16 protein-coding genes are annotated in these 17,885 nt (G+C 48.7%); 1 reads left to right on the forward strand and 15 read right to left on the reverse strand.

Annotation, left to right across the window (positions count from 1 at the left end; genetic code table 11):
• Nucleotides 1–10 precede the first annotated feature (10 nt).
• The 12 genes from fliF to sucC form a co-directional block, all read right to left on the reverse strand.
• Nucleotides 11–1,600: a flagellar basal-body MS-ring/collar protein FliF gene (gene fliF, locus ACSR9A_RS21195; RefSeq protein ID WP_473759342.1), complete on the reverse strand. Its 1,590-nt coding sequence runs from the start codon at nucleotides 1,598–1,600 to the stop codon at nucleotides 11–13.
• A 44-nt stretch (nucleotides 1,601–1,644) separates the two neighbouring features.
• Nucleotides 1,645–1,932 (reverse strand): flagellar hook-basal body complex protein FliE, encoded by a 288-nt coding sequence (fliE, locus tag ACSR9A_RS21200; RefSeq protein ID WP_473760212.1) that lies wholly within the window; start codon nucleotides 1,930–1,932, stop codon nucleotides 1,645–1,647.
• 53 nt (nucleotides 1,933–1,985) lie between these two features.
• Nucleotides 1,986–2,435: a flagellar basal body rod protein FlgC gene (gene flgC / locus ACSR9A_RS21205; RefSeq protein ID WP_341282470.1), complete on the reverse strand. Its 450-nt coding sequence runs from the start codon at nucleotides 2,433–2,435 to the stop codon at nucleotides 1,986–1,988.
• A 3-nt stretch (nucleotides 2,436–2,438) separates the two neighbouring features.
• A complete protein-coding gene (gene flgB / locus ACSR9A_RS21210; protein WP_473759343.1) occupies nucleotides 2,439–2,846 on the reverse strand; it encodes a flagellar basal body rod protein FlgB in 408 nt (135 codons plus the stop codon).
• A 224-nt stretch (nucleotides 2,847–3,070) separates the two neighbouring features.
• On the reverse strand, nucleotides 3,071–3,841 hold the full coding sequence (gene codY, locus ACSR9A_RS21215) for a GTP-sensing pleiotropic transcriptional regulator CodY (protein ID WP_341282468.1): 771 nt from the start codon (nucleotides 3,839–3,841) through the stop codon (nucleotides 3,071–3,073).
• A gap of 27 nt (nucleotides 3,842–3,868) precedes the next feature.
• A complete protein-coding gene (gene hslU / locus ACSR9A_RS21220; protein ID WP_473759345.1) occupies nucleotides 3,869–5,272 on the reverse strand; it encodes an ATP-dependent protease ATPase subunit HslU in 1,404 nt (467 codons plus the stop codon).
• 15 nt (nucleotides 5,273–5,287) lie between these two features.
• Nucleotides 5,288–5,836 carry an ATP-dependent protease subunit HslV gene (gene hslV / locus ACSR9A_RS21225; protein WP_473759347.1) on the reverse strand — a complete coding sequence of 183 codons (549 nt, stop codon included), beginning with the start codon at nucleotides 5,834–5,836 and terminating at the stop codon, nucleotides 5,288–5,290.
• Between the two features lie 68 nt (nucleotides 5,837–5,904).
• Nucleotides 5,905–7,245: an FADH(2)-oxidizing methylenetetrahydrofolate--tRNA-(uracil(54)-C(5))-methyltransferase TrmFO gene (trmFO, locus tag ACSR9A_RS21230; protein ID WP_473759348.1), complete on the reverse strand. Its 1,341-nt coding sequence runs from the start codon at nucleotides 7,243–7,245 to the stop codon at nucleotides 5,905–5,907.
• A 167-nt stretch (nucleotides 7,246–7,412) separates the two neighbouring features.
• Nucleotides 7,413–9,512, reverse strand: a complete 2,100-nt coding sequence (gene topA, locus ACSR9A_RS21235; protein WP_473759350.1) for a type I DNA topoisomerase — start codon at nucleotides 9,510–9,512, stop codon at nucleotides 7,413–7,415.
• A 27-nt stretch (nucleotides 9,513–9,539) separates the two neighbouring features.
• Complete coding sequence (gene dprA / locus ACSR9A_RS21240; protein WP_473759351.1) at nucleotides 9,540–10,661, reverse strand: DNA-processing protein DprA; 1,122 nt, start codon at nucleotides 10,659–10,661, stop codon at nucleotides 9,540–9,542.
• Nucleotides 10,662–10,827: 166 nt separating this feature from the next.
• A complete protein-coding gene (sucD, locus tag ACSR9A_RS21245) occupies nucleotides 10,828–11,763 on the reverse strand; it encodes a succinate--CoA ligase subunit alpha (protein WP_341282463.1) in 936 nt (311 codons plus the stop codon).
• 38 nt (nucleotides 11,764–11,801) lie between these two features.
• On the reverse strand, nucleotides 11,802–12,962 hold the full coding sequence (gene sucC / locus ACSR9A_RS21250; protein ID WP_341282462.1) for an ADP-forming succinate--CoA ligase subunit beta: 1,161 nt from the start codon (nucleotides 12,960–12,962) through the stop codon (nucleotides 11,802–11,804).
• Nucleotides 12,963–13,329: 367 nt separating this feature from the next.
• On the opposite strand from sucC, the gene ACSR9A_RS21255 reads away from it, so the two are divergent.
• Nucleotides 13,330–14,901: a YifB family Mg chelatase-like AAA ATPase gene (locus tag ACSR9A_RS21255; protein WP_473759352.1), complete on the forward strand. Its 1,572-nt coding sequence runs from the start codon at nucleotides 13,330–13,332 to the stop codon at nucleotides 14,899–14,901.
• Nucleotides 14,902–15,089: 188 nt separating this feature from the next.
• Here the strand turns inward: ACSR9A_RS21255 and ACSR9A_RS21260 are convergent, their stop codons facing one another.
• The 3 genes from ACSR9A_RS21260 to ACSR9A_RS21270 are packed head-to-tail and all read right to left on the reverse strand — an operon-like array spanning nucleotide 15,090 to nucleotide 17,723.
• Complete coding sequence (locus ACSR9A_RS21260; protein WP_473759353.1) at nucleotides 15,090–15,500, reverse strand: YraN family protein; 411 nt, start codon at nucleotides 15,498–15,500, stop codon at nucleotides 15,090–15,092.
• Complete coding sequence (locus tag ACSR9A_RS21265; protein ID WP_341282459.1) at nucleotides 15,493–15,798, reverse strand: EscU/YscU/HrcU family type III secretion system export apparatus switch protein; 306 nt, start codon at nucleotides 15,796–15,798, stop codon at nucleotides 15,493–15,495. The genes ACSR9A_RS21260 and ACSR9A_RS21265 overlap by 8 nt, the downstream gene beginning before the upstream one ends.
• Nucleotides 15,795–17,723 (reverse strand): hypothetical protein, encoded by a 1,929-nt coding sequence (locus ACSR9A_RS21270; protein ID WP_473759354.1) that lies wholly within the window; start codon nucleotides 17,721–17,723, stop codon nucleotides 15,795–15,797. The genes ACSR9A_RS21265 and ACSR9A_RS21270 overlap by 4 nt, the downstream gene beginning before the upstream one ends.
• Nucleotides 17,724–17,885 lie beyond the last annotated feature (162 nt).

The raw sequence follows: 17,885 nt of genomic DNA on the forward strand, positions 1-17,885 counted from the left end.
CAAACGACCTCTATTCATCGACAAGCCAAGTCCGAAGTAAATTAACAAATTCATCCGGCTTGCGTTTGGCGAGTGTCTCAAGATTTTTACGTGCCTGGCTGTCATTGCTTAAGCTATCAAAATCAAGGGTAGGATATTCTACAGCGGTTGACGCTACAACTGCTTCCTGCGCTTCAGCTGCTGCCGCTGCCGCCGCTTGCTGTCTGCGTCTGCGAACGAGCAAAATGATCAAACCGGCAATAATCGCAAGTGCTGCTGCTCCAATTCCAATTGCCCATCCCATTGATAAGCCGCCAATCGTGTTTGTAGCGGTGCTTTCAGCAAATGTTTGTCCGATAAGTGAAACCTTTTTATTAATTAAATCGTCATTATTTACATCTTGACCTGAATCTGCAAGCTGTGCACGCACTAAACCTGTCAAAAATGTCGTAATCTCTGTACGAGATTCTGGAGTGAGACGACTTGCTTCAACACCAATACTAATGGATAGATCTTTAATTACGAAAGGCCCTGAAATCGTGGTACGATTAATTCTTCCAAAATCGTAATTAACAGTAGAAGAGCTTTCTTCCGAGGTGGAATTTCCAGAACCATCTGTTGCTGTGTAGCCCGGTACATCTGTTTCTCCCGTTCCCGCTACACCGCCTGCACTGGAGCTGCCTCCTGTAGAAGAACTGGTTTGTTCCGTTTGACTTACAATAATACCGTTATTGTTATTTTCAGCAAGCGGCACAACCTGCTGTTCCTCCGTCTTCTTATTGTCGAAGTTCAAGTTGCTTCCGATGCTGATGACCAAATTTTCAGAACCTACTATCGGTCCTAGAAACTGTTGAATATTCTTTTTCAATTCCGCTTCATATTTGCGTTGAATTTGGAACTGACTGTCAACTGCTTCCGCGGTACCGGCAATCGTGCCTCCCGCTTCAGAGGATAAAAGCTCACCTTGCGGACCAGAGATGGTAATGCTGTCCACTGTCGTTCCTGGAACTGCTGTTTTTACTAGATTGTAATAACCGTCAATCTCCTTTTGAGTTGGACGATAGCCAGCCATAAACTCCATTGAGATGGAAGCCGATGCTTTATCCTTCTCTTCGGGAGTTAGAAACACGCTTTCTTCTGGCAAGTTCACAAGCACCTTAGAGCTTTTCACACCTTGCATGCGATTTAGCAATTGTTGAATCTCGCCATTTAAGGCACTTAAATATTTGACGTTAAATTCATTTTCGGTTGTGCCGAAGGTCGAGGAGCTCTTTGTAAAAGCCTCAAAGCCGATTGATCCGTTTTGCACAAGTCCAAGCGAGCCAATCGTTACTTTCGTGCGTTCCGCAACTGCGCTTGGCACAGAAATACTAGTTCCACCGCTCCCTAGCTCATAAGGGATACCATTACTATCCAAGTAGTTCATAATCGCTGCTGAGTCTGTCGTATCGAGATCTTGAAAAGCCAATTCATAATCTGTTCTAGTAAATATGACAGTCAGAAGAATAATAGATAACAACAGTACGCCTACAGAAGCCCCCAAGCCTATTTTCTGTTTTTTTCCCATTTGACTCCAGAATTGCGAAATTCTCAGTCTAAATTGGGCGATTTTCTCGTTCACCTTGTCACCTCACCCAAATTCTTTGCCAGGTTTTTTATCGTTCATTATACCTGCATCCGCATAATTTCTTGATATGCCTCTACAACCTTGTTGCGGATTTGTGAGGTTAGTTGAAGACTAAGCTGCGCTCTTTCGCCAGCAATCATGACCTGAGAAACATCAACTTCACCAATTAAAAACTTATCGTTAAGCTTATGTACATTTTGTTCTTGGGCACTAACACCCTCAATTGCGTTATTTAAAAACTGGCTAAATGTTTTTGTAAGTTCTGCCGGAGTAGCTTGCTCAACAGGGGCAGCTGTTATCGTCTTTAAAGGCTGCACCTGGTTCATTGAAATGGCTTGAATCACTATATTCCTCCTCTACTAATGTTTAATGGTTGTTGCTACTTCCCAATCTCCAATGCTTTTACAAACATCGCTTTAGAAGAATTAATGGCTGTGACGTTCGCTTCATAAGAACGCGACGCCGAAATCATATCAACCATCTCTTTCGCGACGTCTACATTCGGCATATTTACATAGCCGTTTGAATCGGCATCAGGATGGGTAGGATTATATACAAGCTTCGTTGGGGCTGTGTCATCAATAATTTTCGCGACCTTTACCCCACCAGTCGTTGTATTTTTTCCCATTTTTGCATTCAGCGTATTGGAAAAGCTTGATTTCAACGGCTCCAAAACGACCATCTTCCGTTTATAAGGTACGAACTGTCCGTTCTCATAACCAGCACGCGTCGTTTCCGCATTCGCAATATTTGAAGAAATAACATCCATTCGCAGGCGCTGTGCGGTTAGAGCAGAGGCGCTCGCATCAAATCCGCTGGAAATTTTCACTCTTTAGCCTCTCCCTTCTATTCCTGTTCTCATCATTTTGATTTCATGATTGATTTGCTGCAGATAAGCGTTATAGCTGAGCTGATTTTTCGCAAGCAACGACATTTCTCGATCAATATCCACATTATTCTCATTATTGTTCATGGCGGTGTCTTTATCGCTTATGACTTGAGGCGTTGGATTGACCGGCCCACCTATAGGAATATGCCTTGCATTCGTAAGCTTTCCTTTCAGCTTAGGTGAGCTATTACTCAACTGTTGTTCCAAAAGCTGTTCGAATTCAACCTCTGACCGTTTAAAATGCGGGGTATCCACATTGGCTATATTATTCGAAATGGCACTTTGCCGCATTTCTGCTGCATGAACTGCCCCCTCTAGCCTTTGGAATGAAGATCCGCTTAATAAGTTCACTTTATTATCACCACTTTCGATAATTAAAAGATCCTAATATAAGGTATTCAACACACTTCGTAGCATTCCTGCTTTGTTCGACATTAAATTATTAAAAAAATGAGATCATGCTGTCGATATTTGCCGACATGTTTATATTCATCAATTCTCCAAATTATTACAATAAGAAAAAAGCCCTATCTTTATAAAAAGATAGGGCTTTTTTAGTCGTATAGACTCATATTTCAAGATTTAATTTTTTCCAGCTCTTGAAGAAGTTGGTGATTTAATATCTTAATGTAAGTTCCCTTCATTCCGAGCGATCTAGTCTCAATGACCCCCGCACTTTCTAATTTCCTAAGGGCATTTACGATTACAGACCTAGTAATACCGACCCTGTCAGCAATTTTCGAGGCTACAAGCAGCCCCTCCTTGCCTTCCAGCTGTTCAAAAATATGCTCGACTGCCTCAAGCTCACTGAACGATAACGAACCAATAGCAACCGACACGACGGCGCGACTGCGTGCCTCATGCTCAATTTCTACCGAACGCTCACGCAAGATCTCCATACCGACGATCGTAGATCCATATTCCGCTAACACTAAATCATCGTCGTCAAAAGCACCTTGATGCCGTGTCAAGATTAGCGTACCCAAGCGATCTCCGCCACCTGTTATTGGAACAACCGTCATAATTTCCTGCTGCCCCAGCGATGGAAAAGTCTCATAAACCCCAGCATCCGGCGCCACATTCGTAACCGATTCTGTCATTTCAAGAAATTGCTCATTGCTTTCCTGCGGGAAACGCAGCTCTTCCGCCGACATGGAACGCAGCGAGTCATGATCATGCGGATTCACAGCCGCACAGCCAAGCACCTTTCCCTTGCGGCTTACGACAAATACACTCGTTTGAATGGTGCTGGTCAGCACCTCCGCCATTTCTCTGAAAATAAGCGGTTTGCCAGCCGCCCGCTGCAGCAGGCGGTTTAGCGTCCTTGTTTTTGTTAATAGCGTCATGCCATTGCCTCCTAAAACTCATACCAACTACAATATATATTGACTCAAATCTTTATTTTGCGCAATGCTTCCCAGCTTTTCACGAACATATTCCGGTGTGATCAGCATATGGTCCAGCGTAATATCAGGCGCTTCGAAGGACAGATCCTCCAGCAGCTTTTCCAAAATCGTATGCAATCTTCTTGCTCCGATATTTTCGGTATTTCGATTCACTTCTGCGGCAATAGATGCCAGCTCATGAATGGCCTCATCTGAAAATTCGATTTCAATGCCTTCGGTTTGCAGCAGTGCTGTGTACTGCTTAGTCAGCGCGTTTTTCGGTTCCTTCAAAATGCTCACAAAATCGTCAAGCGTAAGCGATGTAAGCTCCACCCGAATCGGAAAACGGCCTTGCAGCTCGGGAATCAAATCGGATGGTTTCGCAATATGGAAAGCACCAGCAGCAATAAAGAGCACATAATCCGTTTTTACCGGACCATATTTTGTCATAACCGTCGAGCCTTCAACGATCGGCAATATATCACGCTGCACGCCTTCGCGCGAAACGTCTGGGCCATTGCCACGCGAGGAACTCGCAATTTTGTCAATTTCATCGATAAAAATAATGCCTGACTGTTCAGCACGTGTAACCGATTCGGAAATCACATCATCCATATTGATCAGCTTGTTTGCTTCTTCCTGAATAAGCACTTTACGCGCTTCCTTAACCGGCAGCTTGCGCCGCTTCGTTTTTTTCGGCATCAGCTGTCCGAACAGCTCCTGCATATTCATACCCATGCCTTCGGGGCCTTGACCGCCTGCGAGCATGTCCAGCATATTAGGAGCAGCATCTTCAACCTCAACCTCGACCATTTCATTTTCGAGCTTGCCAGCAGCAAGATCTGCCTGCACCTGAGCCCGTTTCTGCACAATCGTCTGATCATGCTCCGGCTCTTCAGCTTGCAAATTGTCGTTTTGCTGATTACCGAACAACATTTCGAACGGATTTTTTTGCGTCTTTTCCTTTGCTTTCGAAGGAACAAGCAGCGTCACCAGCAATTCGTTTGCCAGCTTCTCCGCTTTATCTTTAACCTGCTCGGTTTTTTCCGTTTTCACCATGCGGATCGCTGTTTCAACCAAATCGCGAACCATGGATTCAACGTCACGCCCTACATAACCTACTTCGGTGAATTTAGTCGCTTCCAGCTTCACGAAAGGCGCTTTTACTAGCTTTGCCAATCTGCGTGCGATTTCTGTTTTACCAACACCAGTAGGCCCGATCATTAAAATGTTCTTCGGCACAACCTCATCACGCAACGCTTCATCAAGCTGACTTCTGCGATAACGATTGCGCAAAGCGATTGCGACCGAACGTTTGGCAGGCTTTTGACCGACAATATACTTATCCAGCTCCGCTACGATCTCTCTTGGTGTTAACGCTGCATTTGCCATATTAATCTCCTCCGCTTAAGAGCCGATTTCTTCGACAATAATATTGTGATTCGTATAGACGCAAATATCTGCTGCAATTTCCAGAGCCGAACGTGCCATTTCCTTCGCATCCAGATGAGGGGCATGGCGCTTGAGTGCTCTAGCCGCTGACAAAGCAAAGCTGCCGCCCGAGCCAATGGCCAAGAGGCCGTCATCCGGCTCAATAATTTCGCCATTTCCTGAAATTAGCAAAAGTCCCGTCTGATCCATAACCAGCATCATTGCTTCCAGCTTGCGCAGCACGCGATCCGAGCGCCATTCCTTCGCCAGTTCTACAGCTGAGCGCTGCAAATTGCCATGATGCTCTTCAAGCTTCGCCTCAAACTTCTCAAAAAGCGTAATTGCATCAGCAACTGAGCCGGCAAAACCTGCGACGACTTGCCCGCGATACAAGCGGCGTACCTTTTTCGCTTTATTTTTCATCACCATGCTGTTGCCGAATGTGACTTGACCATCCCCTGCAATCGCGCCTTTCCCCTCGTGACGGACTGCGCAAATCGTCGTTGCATGAAATTCCATTTCCATCTCTTCGCCTCCTCTATGCAAATGCGCCTGTACTGATCAAAATCTTCAAAATAGCTACGTGACCATAACTAGCTGTTTACCAAATGCGTGAAATGCTCCTGCTTAAATTTCTCAACACCAGCAAGCGCACGGTTTGCAATCGCTTCGTTCTTTTCCTTCTTGCTCTTCAAGCGTTTTTCAAGCGGCGGGAACAACCCAAAATTCGCATTCATAGGCTGAAAATGTTTAAAATCCGCCGTCGTAATATACTGCGCCATGCTGCCAAGCGTCGTGTCACCAGGAAGCACAAGCGGTTCAAGATTGCGCGCAAGCCGGGCAGCGTTGAATCCAGCGATTAAACCGGAAGCTGCTGACTCTACATAACCTTCAACACCCGTCATCTGGCCGGCAAAAAATAAGGTAGGGCGATTTTTAAGCTGATAGGTCGGCTCCAGTAATCGTGGCGAATTTATGAAAGTATTGCGGTGCATAACACCGAAACGCACAAACTCGGCATTTTCAAGACCCGGTATTAGCGAGAATACCCGCTTCTGCTCGCCCCATTTCAAATGCGTTTGAAACCCAACCAGGTTATACAGTGTACCAGCAGCATTGTCCTGACGCAATTGAATAACGGCATGAGGCAGCTTGCCCGTATGCGGGTTCACAAGTCCAACTGGCTTCATCGGCCCAAACAGCACCGTTTGCTTGCCACGGCTCGCAATAACTTCAATGGGCATGCAGCCCTCAAAATAAACTTCTTTTTCAAAATCTTTTATTTCCGCTTTCTCGGCATTAACGAGCGCATCATGAAAGATTTCGAATTCCTCTTCCGTCATCGGGCAGTTCAAATAAGCGGCTTCTCCTTTATCATAGCGGGACGCGAGATAAACCTTGCTCATATCGATAGAATCCTTCTCCACAATCGGTGCAGCAGCATCATAGAAATAGAAATATTCTTCACCCAGCAGCTCGCGTACTTGCGCGGACAAGGCTGGAGCTGTAAGCGGACCCGTCGCAATAATGACGATTCCGTCCGTTGGAATTTCCGTAACTTCCTCATTGCGGACTTCAACAAGCGGATGCTCATGCAGAAGGCGCGTTACTTCGCCGGAAAATCCATCCCGGTCAACTGCAAGCGCTCCACCTGCCGGAACCGCATGACGATCAGCGCAGCCAAGAATGAGCGAATCCAGCTGGCGCATTTCCTCTTTCAACACGCCTACGGCATTTGCGAGTCCGTTGGCACGCAAGCTGTTGCTGCATACCAGCTCAGCAAACTGATTCGTATGATGGGCTGGCGTTTTCGTCTCAGGCCGCATTTCATAGAGTACAACTGGGACGCCTTGAGATGCGATTTGCCAAGCCGCTTCGCTGCCGGCTAGACCAGCTCCGATAACGGTGACTTTTGGATAAGATGATGATGACAATGAACTTACCTCCAAATCATAATACGCGCTTTGCGCAAATAAATATCATTTTTTTCATGAAATTCCGGGTCAAACCTACAGGACGGATAAAACACAGCTGTCCTCCCTATACAGGGAGGACCGGGTCCACTAACATGTGGAGCTGTGCACAGCATCATGATGCTGCTCTATGCATCTTCCTGTTCTTCATCCTGCAGCTCTTCTGAATAATCGCATGTAGGACATTGCAGCTTTGCACCGCTGCGATTGCGTTTTTCTACGAGCATGCTTTCGCATTTCGGACATGGTTTGCCTGAAGGCTTATCCCATGAAACATAATCGCAAGCCGGATACGTATCACAGCCGTAGAAAATTCGCCCTTTTTTACTGCGTCTTTCAATAATTTTGCCTTCCTCACATTTCGGGCAAGGCACGCCGATATCCTTAACGATCGGCTTCGTATTGCGGCAATCCGGAAAGCCGGAGCATGCGAGGAATTTACCGAAGCGTCCCATTTTATAAACCAAATGAAGACCGCATTTTTCGCAAATTTCATCGGAAACCTCATCTTGAATTTCAATTTCCTTCATTTCCTCTTCCGCTACTTCCAGACGCTTCTCGAACGAGTCGTAGAAGGTTGCGAGCACTTTTACCCAATCCTGCGAGCCTTCCTCCACATGGTCGAGATCCCCTTCCATGTTGGCTGTAAATTCAGCATTGAGAATTTCCGGGAAAAACTCTTCCATCAGTTGAATAACGAGGTCGCCAAGCTCAGTCGGCACAAATTTCTTCTCTTCTATCGCCACATATCCGCGCTTCTGAATCGTTTCCAGCGTCGGCGCATACGTACTTGGCCGACCTATGCCGAGCTCCTCAAGCGTTTTCACGAGTCTGGCCTCCGTAAAACGCGGCGGCGGCTGGGTGAAATGCTGTTTAGGCTCAATGGCTTCTGCTGGGATCATATCTCCTGGCTCGATTGGCGGGAGGAACTTATGCTCTTCCTCTGCCCCATCATCATTGCCTTCCACATATACCTTCATGAATCCGGCAAACTTGACTTTCGATCCATTCGCACGGAACTTCACTTCGCCAGATAACATATCAACGGTCATCGTATCGAGAACGGCCGAGGACATTTGGCTGGATACGAAACGTTCCCATACCAGTTTATATAACCGGAACTGATCACGGCTGAGAAACGGCTTCATCGTATCCGGGTCACGCATGATTGCCGTTGGTCTGATCGCTTCATGCGCATCTTGGGCATTGCTGTTCTTTTTCGCATAAACGCGAAGCTGCTCTGGCATATAGGGAGCGCCGTAGCGTTCCGTAATATATTCCTTCGCTTCTTCCTGCGCAATCGGGGATATACGAGTGGAGTCCGTTCTCATATATGTAATTAGACCGACCGTACCTTCCTTGCCTAGCTCTACACCTTCATAAAGCTGCTGGGCAACCGACATCGTCTTAGATGCCCTGAAACCAAGCTTACGGGCGGCTTCCTGCTGAAGGGAGCTCGTAATAAAAGGAGGTGCAGGATTGCGCAAACGCTCCTTTTCCTTCACTTCCGCTACTTTAAAATCGGAGCCGCTTTCCATCGCATCCAGCACGGCTTGCATTTCCTGCTCGTTGCCAAGCTCGCGCTTCTCGCCGCCGATGGAATGGTATTTGGCCTCAAATGGAACACCGTTTTGCGATACCTTTGCAGTAATCGACCAATATTCTTCCGGCACAAATTCATCGATTTCATTTTCACGGTCAATAATCAGCTTGACGCATACAGACTGCACGCGGCCAGCGGAAAGGCCTTTTTTGACTTTTTTCCATAGAAGCGGGCTGATTTTGTAGCCGACAAGACGATCTAAAATACGTCTGGCCTGCTGCGCGTTAACCAGATCCATATTGATTTTGCGCGGCGTCTTAAAAGCATCCTTAACCGCCTGCTTCGTTATTTCATTAAATACAACGCGGCAAGTATCCGAGGCATCAAGCTCCAAATAATGGGCCAAATGCCAAGCAATAGCCTCCCCTTCGCGATCCGGGTCAGCCGCCAGATAAACATGCTTCACTTTTTTGCTGGCGCTTTTGAGTTCTTTCAATACGCTGCCTTTGCCGCGAATCGTAATATATTTTGGATTGAAATCATTTTCAACTTCGACGCCAATCTGACTTTTCGGCAAATCGCGAATATGGCCCATGGAAGCCTTAACAATATATTTGCTTCCTAAATACTTGCCTATTGTTTTCGCTTTGGCTGGTGATTCGACGATAACTAATGAGTCTGCCACGTTAGGCGCCCCCCTCTCTACTGCTTACTACAATGCTATATATAGCGATCCAGACTGCTGCTCGATCCTACGTTTTATACATAAATTTATCAGAAGAGCGCTTAAATGTCCAAAAGGAACCGCAATCAGCTGGTGTAATTCATTAATGGATAATGGTCGCTCTCGCAGCAGTGCGATAATTTTTCGTTCATCAGCGGACAATTCCTTGTCCGATTGGCGCTGTGAAGAGGCAGAAGAATCCGAAGGTTTAAGCCATTCATCGCCAAGCCATGCGTATTCTTCGAAAATATGCTCAGCCGCGCTAACTAGCTTTGCTCCTTGGCGAATTAGCGCATTAGGCCCTTCGCTTTTGGGAGAAGAAATCGGACCTGGCACAGCGAATAAATCACGGTTCATATCCAGCGCTTGCGCCGCAGTAATTAAAGAACCACTGCCAATTGCACCCTCTATGACGAGTGTGCCAAGAGAAAGTCCTGCGATAATCCGGTTGCGCAGCGGAAACATGCCTGGATGCAGCGGTGTGCCGATTGGCGTTTCCGAGAGCAATAGCCCCTCTTCCGCTATTTGGCGGTACAAAGTTCTATTCTCTGAAGGATAACAACAATCTACGGCGCATGCAAGCACAGCTATCGTGCTTCCAGCTCCACGCAGAGCCGCTTCATGCGCCTTGCTGTCGATTCCACGGGCTAAACCGCTCGCAATAGTCATTCCGCCTGCCGAAAGCTGCTCAGTGAGCATAGAAGCAGTATGACGCCCATATGCGGTAGGATTGCGCGTTCCGACGACTGCTACAATTGGACGCTTCAACAGCTCCAACCGGCCAAGCGCATACAACACCCACGGCGGCTGCGGAATTTGCAGCAAATATTTTGGATAGGCCGCATCAAGCGGTGTAATCACTGCTGCTCCTAGCTGAGCCGCCTTTTCATAGGAAGAGCCTGGAGCAACAAGTCCTTGCCCTATTCTCTTAACAGCCGATCGTGCCTGCTGGGTGCTGAAGCCAGCCTTAACATAGGCTGCTTCATCCTGACCGCCGCTCTCTCGCCACGCGCCGCTGGCTACTGCCTTCTGAATCGTGCGCCAGCCAATGCCTGGCACTTCGCTAAGCATAATTATAATTTGTCTGCATTCGTCATGATCACGGTCCATATAAATCGGCCTCCATTATAATGAGGCACGCCCTTACATTCTTTCCTATTGTGCGTTACATGGCTGAAGAATGCAAGTCGCCCTCTCATCTTCATAAAAAAAAAAGCAACCTTTCAGCTCCCGCTAACGGGAATCGAAAGGTTGCTTACCTTTTTTTAAAACTTTATTATTTTGCAGCAGTTGTACATTTTTCTAACAGGCCTTGCTCTTCAAGCACCGATACGAGCGTGGAGCCCATATCCGAAGGAGTTGGTGCTACTTTAATTCCGCATGCTTCAAGCGTAGCGATTTTTTCAGCAGCTGTTCCTTTGCCTCCGGAAATGATCGCGCCAGCATGGCCCATACGTTTGCCTGGAGGCGCTGTTGCGCCGCCAATAAAGCCTACAACCGGCTTTTTCATATTGGCTTTAACCCATTCTGCCGCTTCTTCTTCTGCTGTACCGCCGATTTCACCGATCATAATAACCGCGTAAGTATCAGGATCGTCATTGAAACGGCTCAAAATATCGATAAACTCGGAGCCTTTCACTGGGTCGCCGCCAATACCGACTGCAGAGGACTGTCCAATGCCGCGAGTCGTCAGTTGGTGAACTGCCTCGTAAGTCAATGTTCCCGAGCGGGAAACAACGCCTACATGGCCTTTCGTATGAATGTAGCCTGGCATAATGCCAATTTTACATTCATCTGGTGTAATAACACCTGGACAGTTAGGGCCGATCAGCGTCGTTTTGCTGCCGTCCATATAACGCTTAACTTTGACCATGTCCAGTACCGGAATACCTTCCGTAATACAAATAACAAGATCAAGACCAGCGTCAACCGCTTCAAGAATCGAATCAGCTGCAAATGCCGGCGGCACATAAATAACCGAAGCTGTAGCGCCTGTCGCTTTTACCGCTTGTTCAACTGTGTTAAACACTGGAAGCGATACCGTTGAACCGTTTTCAAGAGTAATGTCAACGTTAGTTCCGCCTTTACCCGGCGTTACTCCGCCTACCATTTGCGTACCGTAATCGAGTGCGCCTTTCGCATGGAACAAGCCTGTTGCACCTGTAATCCCTTGCGTAATAACTTTAGTATCTTTGTTTACCAAAATGCTCATCGAATCTCACATCCCCGTCCATGAATTCATACGCGTATTTATTTCACGAGAGCGACAATTTTTTGTGCGCCGTCTGACATAGAGTCCGCTGCTACGATGTTCAGTCCCGACTCGTTCAGCATTTTTTTACCCAAATCAACATTCGTGCCTTCTAGTCTTACGACAAGCGGACGATCCAAGCCAATTTCCTTAGCTGCCGAGATAACGCCATCCGCAATAACGTCACAACGCATAATGCCGCCAAAAATATTAACGAAAATACCTTTAACATTTTCATCGGACAAAATGATTTTGAAAGCTTCTGTTACTTTCTCTTTCGTTGCACCGCCGCCTACGTCCAGGAAGTTCGCAGGGTCGCCGCCATAATATTTGATAATGTCCATTGTCGCCATAGCAAGGCCTGCGCCATTAACCATGCAGCCGATGTTGCCATCAAGGGCAATATAGCTGAGATCGTATTTGGAAGCTTCGATTTCTTTCGCATCTTCCTCTTCCAAATCGCGCAATGCGACAATATCCTTGTGACGGTATAGGGCATTGGAGTCAAAATTCAGCTTCGCATCCAGTGCCATTACTTCACCATCGCCAGTTACAACAAGCGGATTGATCTCGGCAATAGAACAATCTTTCTCAACGAAAGCGTTGTACAAGGAGATCATGAATTTAACAGCCTTGTTAACAAGCGGAGTTGGAATATTGATTGCATAAGCAAGCTTACGTGCTTGGAACACTTGCAAGCCTACAGCTGGATCAACGATTTCCTTGAAAATTTTCTCAGGGGAATGCTCGGCCACTTCTTCAATCTCCGTGCCGCCTTCCTCTGAAGCCATAATGACGACGCGGCCTGTGCCACGGTCAAGAACAGCACCGATATAATATTCTTTCTTGATGTCGCAGCCCTGTTCAATAAGAAGGCGCTTAACTTCTTTGCCTTCTGGACCTGTTTGATGCGTAACGAGCACTTTTCCAAGGATTTCTCCTGCATATGCGCGAACTTCATCCAAGCTTTTTGCGACTTTAACACCGCCAGCTTTACCACGGCCGCCCGCATGGATTTGTGCTTTTACAACAACAACTTTCGTACCAAGCTCTTCTGCTGCTGCAACCGCTTCATCAACGGTGAACGCAACTTTGCCCTCAGGCACAACTACACCATACTGTTTCAATAACGCTTTGCCTTGATACTCATGGATATTCATTGTTGAAATCCTCCATTTCATAGACCAAAATCAGTCGTATGTACACAAACATCTATTATCATAGCATTTTTCCTCTGGTGTTACCTTATATTCGTGCAAGAAGACTTCGGCTTTTTTGATATGGATTCAATCTCAATTTGAGATTAAACGTCAAAATCCGCTAATATACAGCCTTTTGATCCCCTCCACCATCCTTTCATTCAATATTTGACAAAAATGGACAGCGCCCATTATGATTAGTTTGCACCAAGCAGGCTTTTGTTACTCCATAAGAACATTCAATGCGGCATTTCATTTAAAATCATACACGCAACATGCAGGACGTAAGGAAGCACCTTCATCCCACTAATTGGAGGTGCTTTTTGTTATGTTCAGCTTAATGCAGAGCGCGACTGTTTATGGCGTCGAAGGCAAAGAAATTGCAGTTGAGGTTGATATTGCGAGCGGCCTGCCGCAAATTGCGGTAGTTGGTCTGCCTGATCCCGCTGTCCGGGAATCCGTAGAACGGGTACGGGCTGCCATTAAAAACAGCGGCTTCACCTTCCCGATGGAGCGTATTACCGTCAACCTCGCCCCGGCCGATTTACGCAAGGAAGGCACGGCGTTCGACCTTGCAATAGCTGCTGGCATTTTGGCGGCTAGTGGACAATTAAATGCAGCCCACTTTCATCACACGATGATGCTCGGCGAGCTGTCGCTTAACGGCTCTATTAGGCCGGTTACGGGCGTGCTTGCGATGATCGAACAGGCCAAAAAATCAGGCATCCGCCGCGTGCTGCTTCCTATCGCTAATGCTCCGGAGGCTGCCTGGATAACCGGTATGGAGCTGTTTGGAATCACGCATTTAATGGATTTGCGTCCACAAGGCGGCGAGGGACTGGAGGCCATTCGCTACACTCCGGAACAACAGAAGGGCAGCAAGAGCTATTTAGGGCTGTTGGCTGAAAATAAACCTATGCTTGCGCCTGACTGCGGCGACTACAGCGATGTTATCGGTCAGCAGCTAGCCAAGCGTGCGCTTGTTATTGCTGCTGCTGGCCGGCATAATGTGCTGTTTTCAGGCCCGCCAGGCACCGGGAAAACGATGATGATTCGCAGGCTTCCAAGCATTCTCCCGCCTCTTTCCGAGCAGGAAGCGATTGAAGTGACCAAAATATACAGTGCAGCCGGCAAACTTTCTACTGACAATCAAGGCCTTATTGCGGCTGCTCCTTTCCGCGCCCCGCATCATACGATTTCTGCAGGTGGACTTGTAGGCGGCGGCTCTGTGCCCAAGCCCGGCGAAGTGACGCTCGCCCACCATGGGGTGCTGTATTTGGACGAGCTGCCTGAGTTTTCTCGCCAAACGCTCGAGGTGCTAAGGCAGCCATTGGAAGATGGCATTGTGACGATTGCCCGCACTAGCGCCGTCTTTCATTTTCCAGCGCGACTGATTTTAGCTGTGTCCTTTAATCCATGTCCTTGCGGATTTTCAGGGCATGAAACATCAGATAAACGCTGCACTTGTACAGACGCCGTAATTGCCCGCTATAAAGCCAAGCTGTCCGGTCCGCTTCTCGACCGGATCGATATTCAGCTTGAGGTTCCGCAGCCCATTGACCTTGGCAGCACGATAACGGATAGCAATCGAAAACCTCTGTCTTCTGAAGTGATGCGCTATCAAGTGGAAAAAGCACGTGAACGGCAGAAGGAACGTTTTGCACAGCTGAAAATCATCACGGATGCGAGCTTGTCCGGCTCAGCCCTGCACCGGGCGATGCTGATTCGTCAGGATGCTGCTGAGCTGCTTGGGCACGCGCTCCAGACGCTCCCTATCAGCATGCGTGCCCATGACCGCATTATGCGCCTTTCGCGAACTGTAGCTGATGTTGAAGGCAGCCCTTATATCGAGATAGAGCATATAGCAGAAGCTATTCAATATCGAAAGCTCAGCTTATGAGATTTTCAAAATAGGGTTAGGCATATAAGGGTATCGCCTACATAAACAAGTAATCAATCAAACTACACAAGGAGCATCACCGCCTATTCGCAGTGATGCTCCTTTTCATTTTTAGTGGAATGGCTTCCAGTAACTAATTGATGGGACCCACACGCCACATCAAATGATTTCAATTGAACGATACTCCACTAAAAGGCCGCTATTATATGCTTCAGCTCACTTATGGCATCATCGTGCTCCAGCGTAATAGCAATGACATCGAAGCGTATGCTGCGCTCTAGCTGCCGAGTCAGCTTTAAATAGACTTGCGCTGTCTCCGCCACTTGTTTTTGCTTGCGCCAATCGACCGACTCAGCAGCTGTCCCGAACCGCCCGCCTGACCGGCGTGTGCGCACCTCGACAAACACCAGCTTGTCTTCCCCGTATACAATGAGATCCAGCTCTCCCGATCGGCAGCGCCAGTTGCGCTCCTCAATCGTATAGCCTGCATCCAGCAAATAGGCTTCTGCAGCAGCTTCCCCAAGCTTTCCGGTCCATTTGCGCTTGTCCGCCCGCTTGCTGCTCGTTAGATCAGGCTGATCTGGCTTTCTATTAGTCATTCAAATCCCTCGCCTTACGATCGGAGCGATAAACAAAGCTGAGTATTTCCGCTACCAGCGTATAGAGCTCCGGTGGAATCGTCTGATCGATATCAAGCTTTGACAACACCTCTACAAGCGAAGCATCCTCCTGCATCGGTATGCCGTTTTCCTTCGCCTTTTCAATTAGCTGCTCTGCTAAATACCCTTTGCCCTTCGCAACGACGACAGGAGCTGTTCCGACGCCCGGCTCGTATTTGAGCGCAACCGCCCGCCGTATCGGTTCAGGCTTGTTATTTTTGTTTTCTTCTGTGCTCATGCTTTCAGGTCAACCCCTTTATAACGGCCGGAAAGAAACGTCCTCGGGGCAGTTATATGTCCTTCTGCTGCTCCCTCAGCTGCATTTGCTTCATTCTCAACAATCGGGGAGGTTCGCAGCGACAGCAATTGGTAGCCCGCCTGATTCAAGCTGTCTGCTACTTCTGCTCGGGAAGACTGGGCTAGTCCATCCATTGCCGGATGATTGTTCCACAGCGTCAAGCTTACTATTTTGTCCACAACATGGACATCTACTACCGTATCTCCTAGCGTTTTCATCGATAAATCAAATAACAGCCGGCAATTATCCGCATCCAGCTCGCCTTTGCGGCCTCGGCGCGTTTGAATATGAACCGATGCCGTCTGATTGCCGTCATCCCCCTTAAAAGGAACAAAGACGGTAAGATGGCTAAAAAGAGCGCCATTACGCTCAGGCGACATTAGCAGCTGCTGGCCTGTAATATGCTGCACCAGCTGCTGCGCCGTCTCTTTAAGCGCGGCCGGCGCGTCATCGGAAGTGGACAGTGCGAGCAGCACGCTTTTCAGCGATTCTTGAATGCTCTGCTTATGATCTTGAGCAAGTGCCGGCAATGGCTCTGCTTTTTGCCCTTGCGTCGTATTCACCGAAGAATCGGCTTTCAGCAAGTCAGCGCTAAGCTTGCTGCCTTCTGGAAGCTTGTCGCTCGCTGCTACTGCCTGCTGCTGCGCTTGGGCTGCTGCTAGAGGACGCTCAGCTGCCCCAGAACGCTCTTGCAGCTGAGCCGAGCTTGCATTGCGCCCAGCTGCGTTATCACCACGCAGTGCCTGTTCTGCTCCGCTACGGGCCTGATTGGCAGCGCCCGCCTCTGGTTCTGCGGCCCCTTGCTCAGTCGAGCCTGCTGATGGCTGTGTCTGAATGCCGAGCAGTTGCTTACCAAGCTGCTGCTCGTGATCGACACCGAGCCACTTCATCATCTGGCCAAGCCAGTTGGCCGGGCTGACCTCTGCCTTGCCTGCCGCTCCTGCTCCTGTCAGAGCGGCGGCACTGTTTCCAGCAGCAGCATCGCCTTTGCTCGCTGCCACAGCCGCTTCAGCCCCGCTCATCTTCGCGGGCTGCCCACTGCCTGCCGTCTCCGCCGCTCTTGCTGCGGCGGCTCCTGCTTCTGCTCCGCGCGGCTGCAGCGCATTCGCGCGCCCGGCTTCGCCAGCGGCGGCTCCCGGCTTCTCGCCGCCGCCAAGCCCCCGCAGCAGCTCTGCGCCTTCGCCGAGCAGCGCTTGCAGCTTGCCCAGCTGCTGCGCCAGCTGGGCCTCCTTCCCGCCCGCCTGCGCCTGCCCACCGGCGGCTTCCTTGCCGCCGGCTGCAGCTGCCGTCGCCGCCAGCTGGCTCAGCTGGTCCAGCAGCTCATGCGCCGCTGGACCAAACATCACCTGCTGCAGCGCACTAATCGTGGCAGCTGTCACAGGCAAACCACGCTTGAATGCAGAGGCTGCCGCCTGCATCCATTGCTCCGTATCCGCGCCGGCGGGCATAGCTGCCCCCGCTTGCTGAAACACCTGCGCGGCATCCTTATTCAGCGGGATGCCTTCCTGGTTTAAGTTCTTTATGATTTGCGCCGCCCACTTCTGGTCAGGCAAAGCAAACTGCTTAAGCAAATCCTTGATTGACTGCTCCGGCAGCTCGGCAAGCGCGGCGTCTATTTGCTTCAGCATAATAAGGCCGCCTTCCGCCTGCGCTCCAACCTGAAGCATCGCTGCTTGTCCAGCAGCTAACGGCACCTCAAGCGTGGCCCTTATCTGCACGCCGTTGATTTGCACTAATGCCTCATTGTTGTCCGATACCTGCAGCACCAGGGCGCGTACCGTTTGTCCCGGCTTAAGCTCAGCCAAGCGTATATCCGTTCCCGACGCTTCGCCCAGCATGCTTCTCATCATTTGTCCAATATTCATTGCCATCGCTCCCGTTTTACGATGAAATTCAGCTTAAGCCTGTCAGGCTTCATCCGGCTTCGCTAACAAAACATGCTTTATTACCTTTATCGGCTAGTCGCCTTCGTATGATGAATCAGCTTTTATGCTGCCGTCTCAATCCACCTTGTATAACCTCAATTA

It is taken from the genome of Paenibacillus sp. R-74696 (assembly GCF_055814915.1).

Excerpts from the sequence above, each read along its gene's own strand:
- fliE (WP_473760212.1), bottom strand. The coding sequence starts at position 1,932 with ATGAACCAGGTGCAGCCTTTAAAGACGATAACAGCTGCCCCTGTTGAG.
- codY (WP_341282468.1), bottom strand. The coding sequence starts at position 3,841 with ATGACGCTATTAACAAAAACAAGGACGCTAAACCGCCTGCTGCAGCGG.
- hslU (WP_473759345.1), bottom strand. The coding sequence starts at position 5,272 with ATGGCAAATGCAGCGTTAACACCAAGAGAGATCGTAGCGGAGCTGGAT.
- hslV (WP_473759347.1), bottom strand. The coding sequence starts at position 5,836 with ATGGAAATGGAATTTCATGCAACGACGATTTGCGCAGTCCGTCACGAG.
- dprA (WP_473759351.1), bottom strand. The coding sequence starts at position 10,661 with ATGGACCGTGATCATGACGAATGCAGACAAATTATAATTATGCTTAGC.
- sucD (WP_341282463.1), bottom strand. The coding sequence starts at position 11,763 with ATGAGCATTTTGGTAAACAAAGATACTAAAGTTATTACGCAAGGGATT.
- sucC (WP_341282462.1), bottom strand. The coding sequence starts at position 12,962 with ATGAATATCCATGAGTATCAAGGCAAAGCGTTATTGAAACAGTATGGT.
- ACSR9A_RS21255 (WP_473759352.1), top strand. The coding sequence starts at position 13,330 with ATGTTCAGCTTAATGCAGAGCGCGACTGTTTATGGCGTCGAAGGCAAA.
- ACSR9A_RS21260 (WP_473759353.1), bottom strand. The coding sequence starts at position 15,500 with ATGACTAATAGAAAGCCAGATCAGCCTGATCTAACGAGCAGCAAGCGG.
- ACSR9A_RS21265 (WP_341282459.1), bottom strand. The coding sequence starts at position 15,798 with ATGAGCACAGAAGAAAACAAAAATAACAAGCCTGAACCGATACGGCGG.
- ACSR9A_RS21270 (WP_473759354.1), bottom strand. The coding sequence starts at position 17,723 with ATGAATATTGGACAAATGATGAGAAGCATGCTGGGCGAAGCGTCGGGA.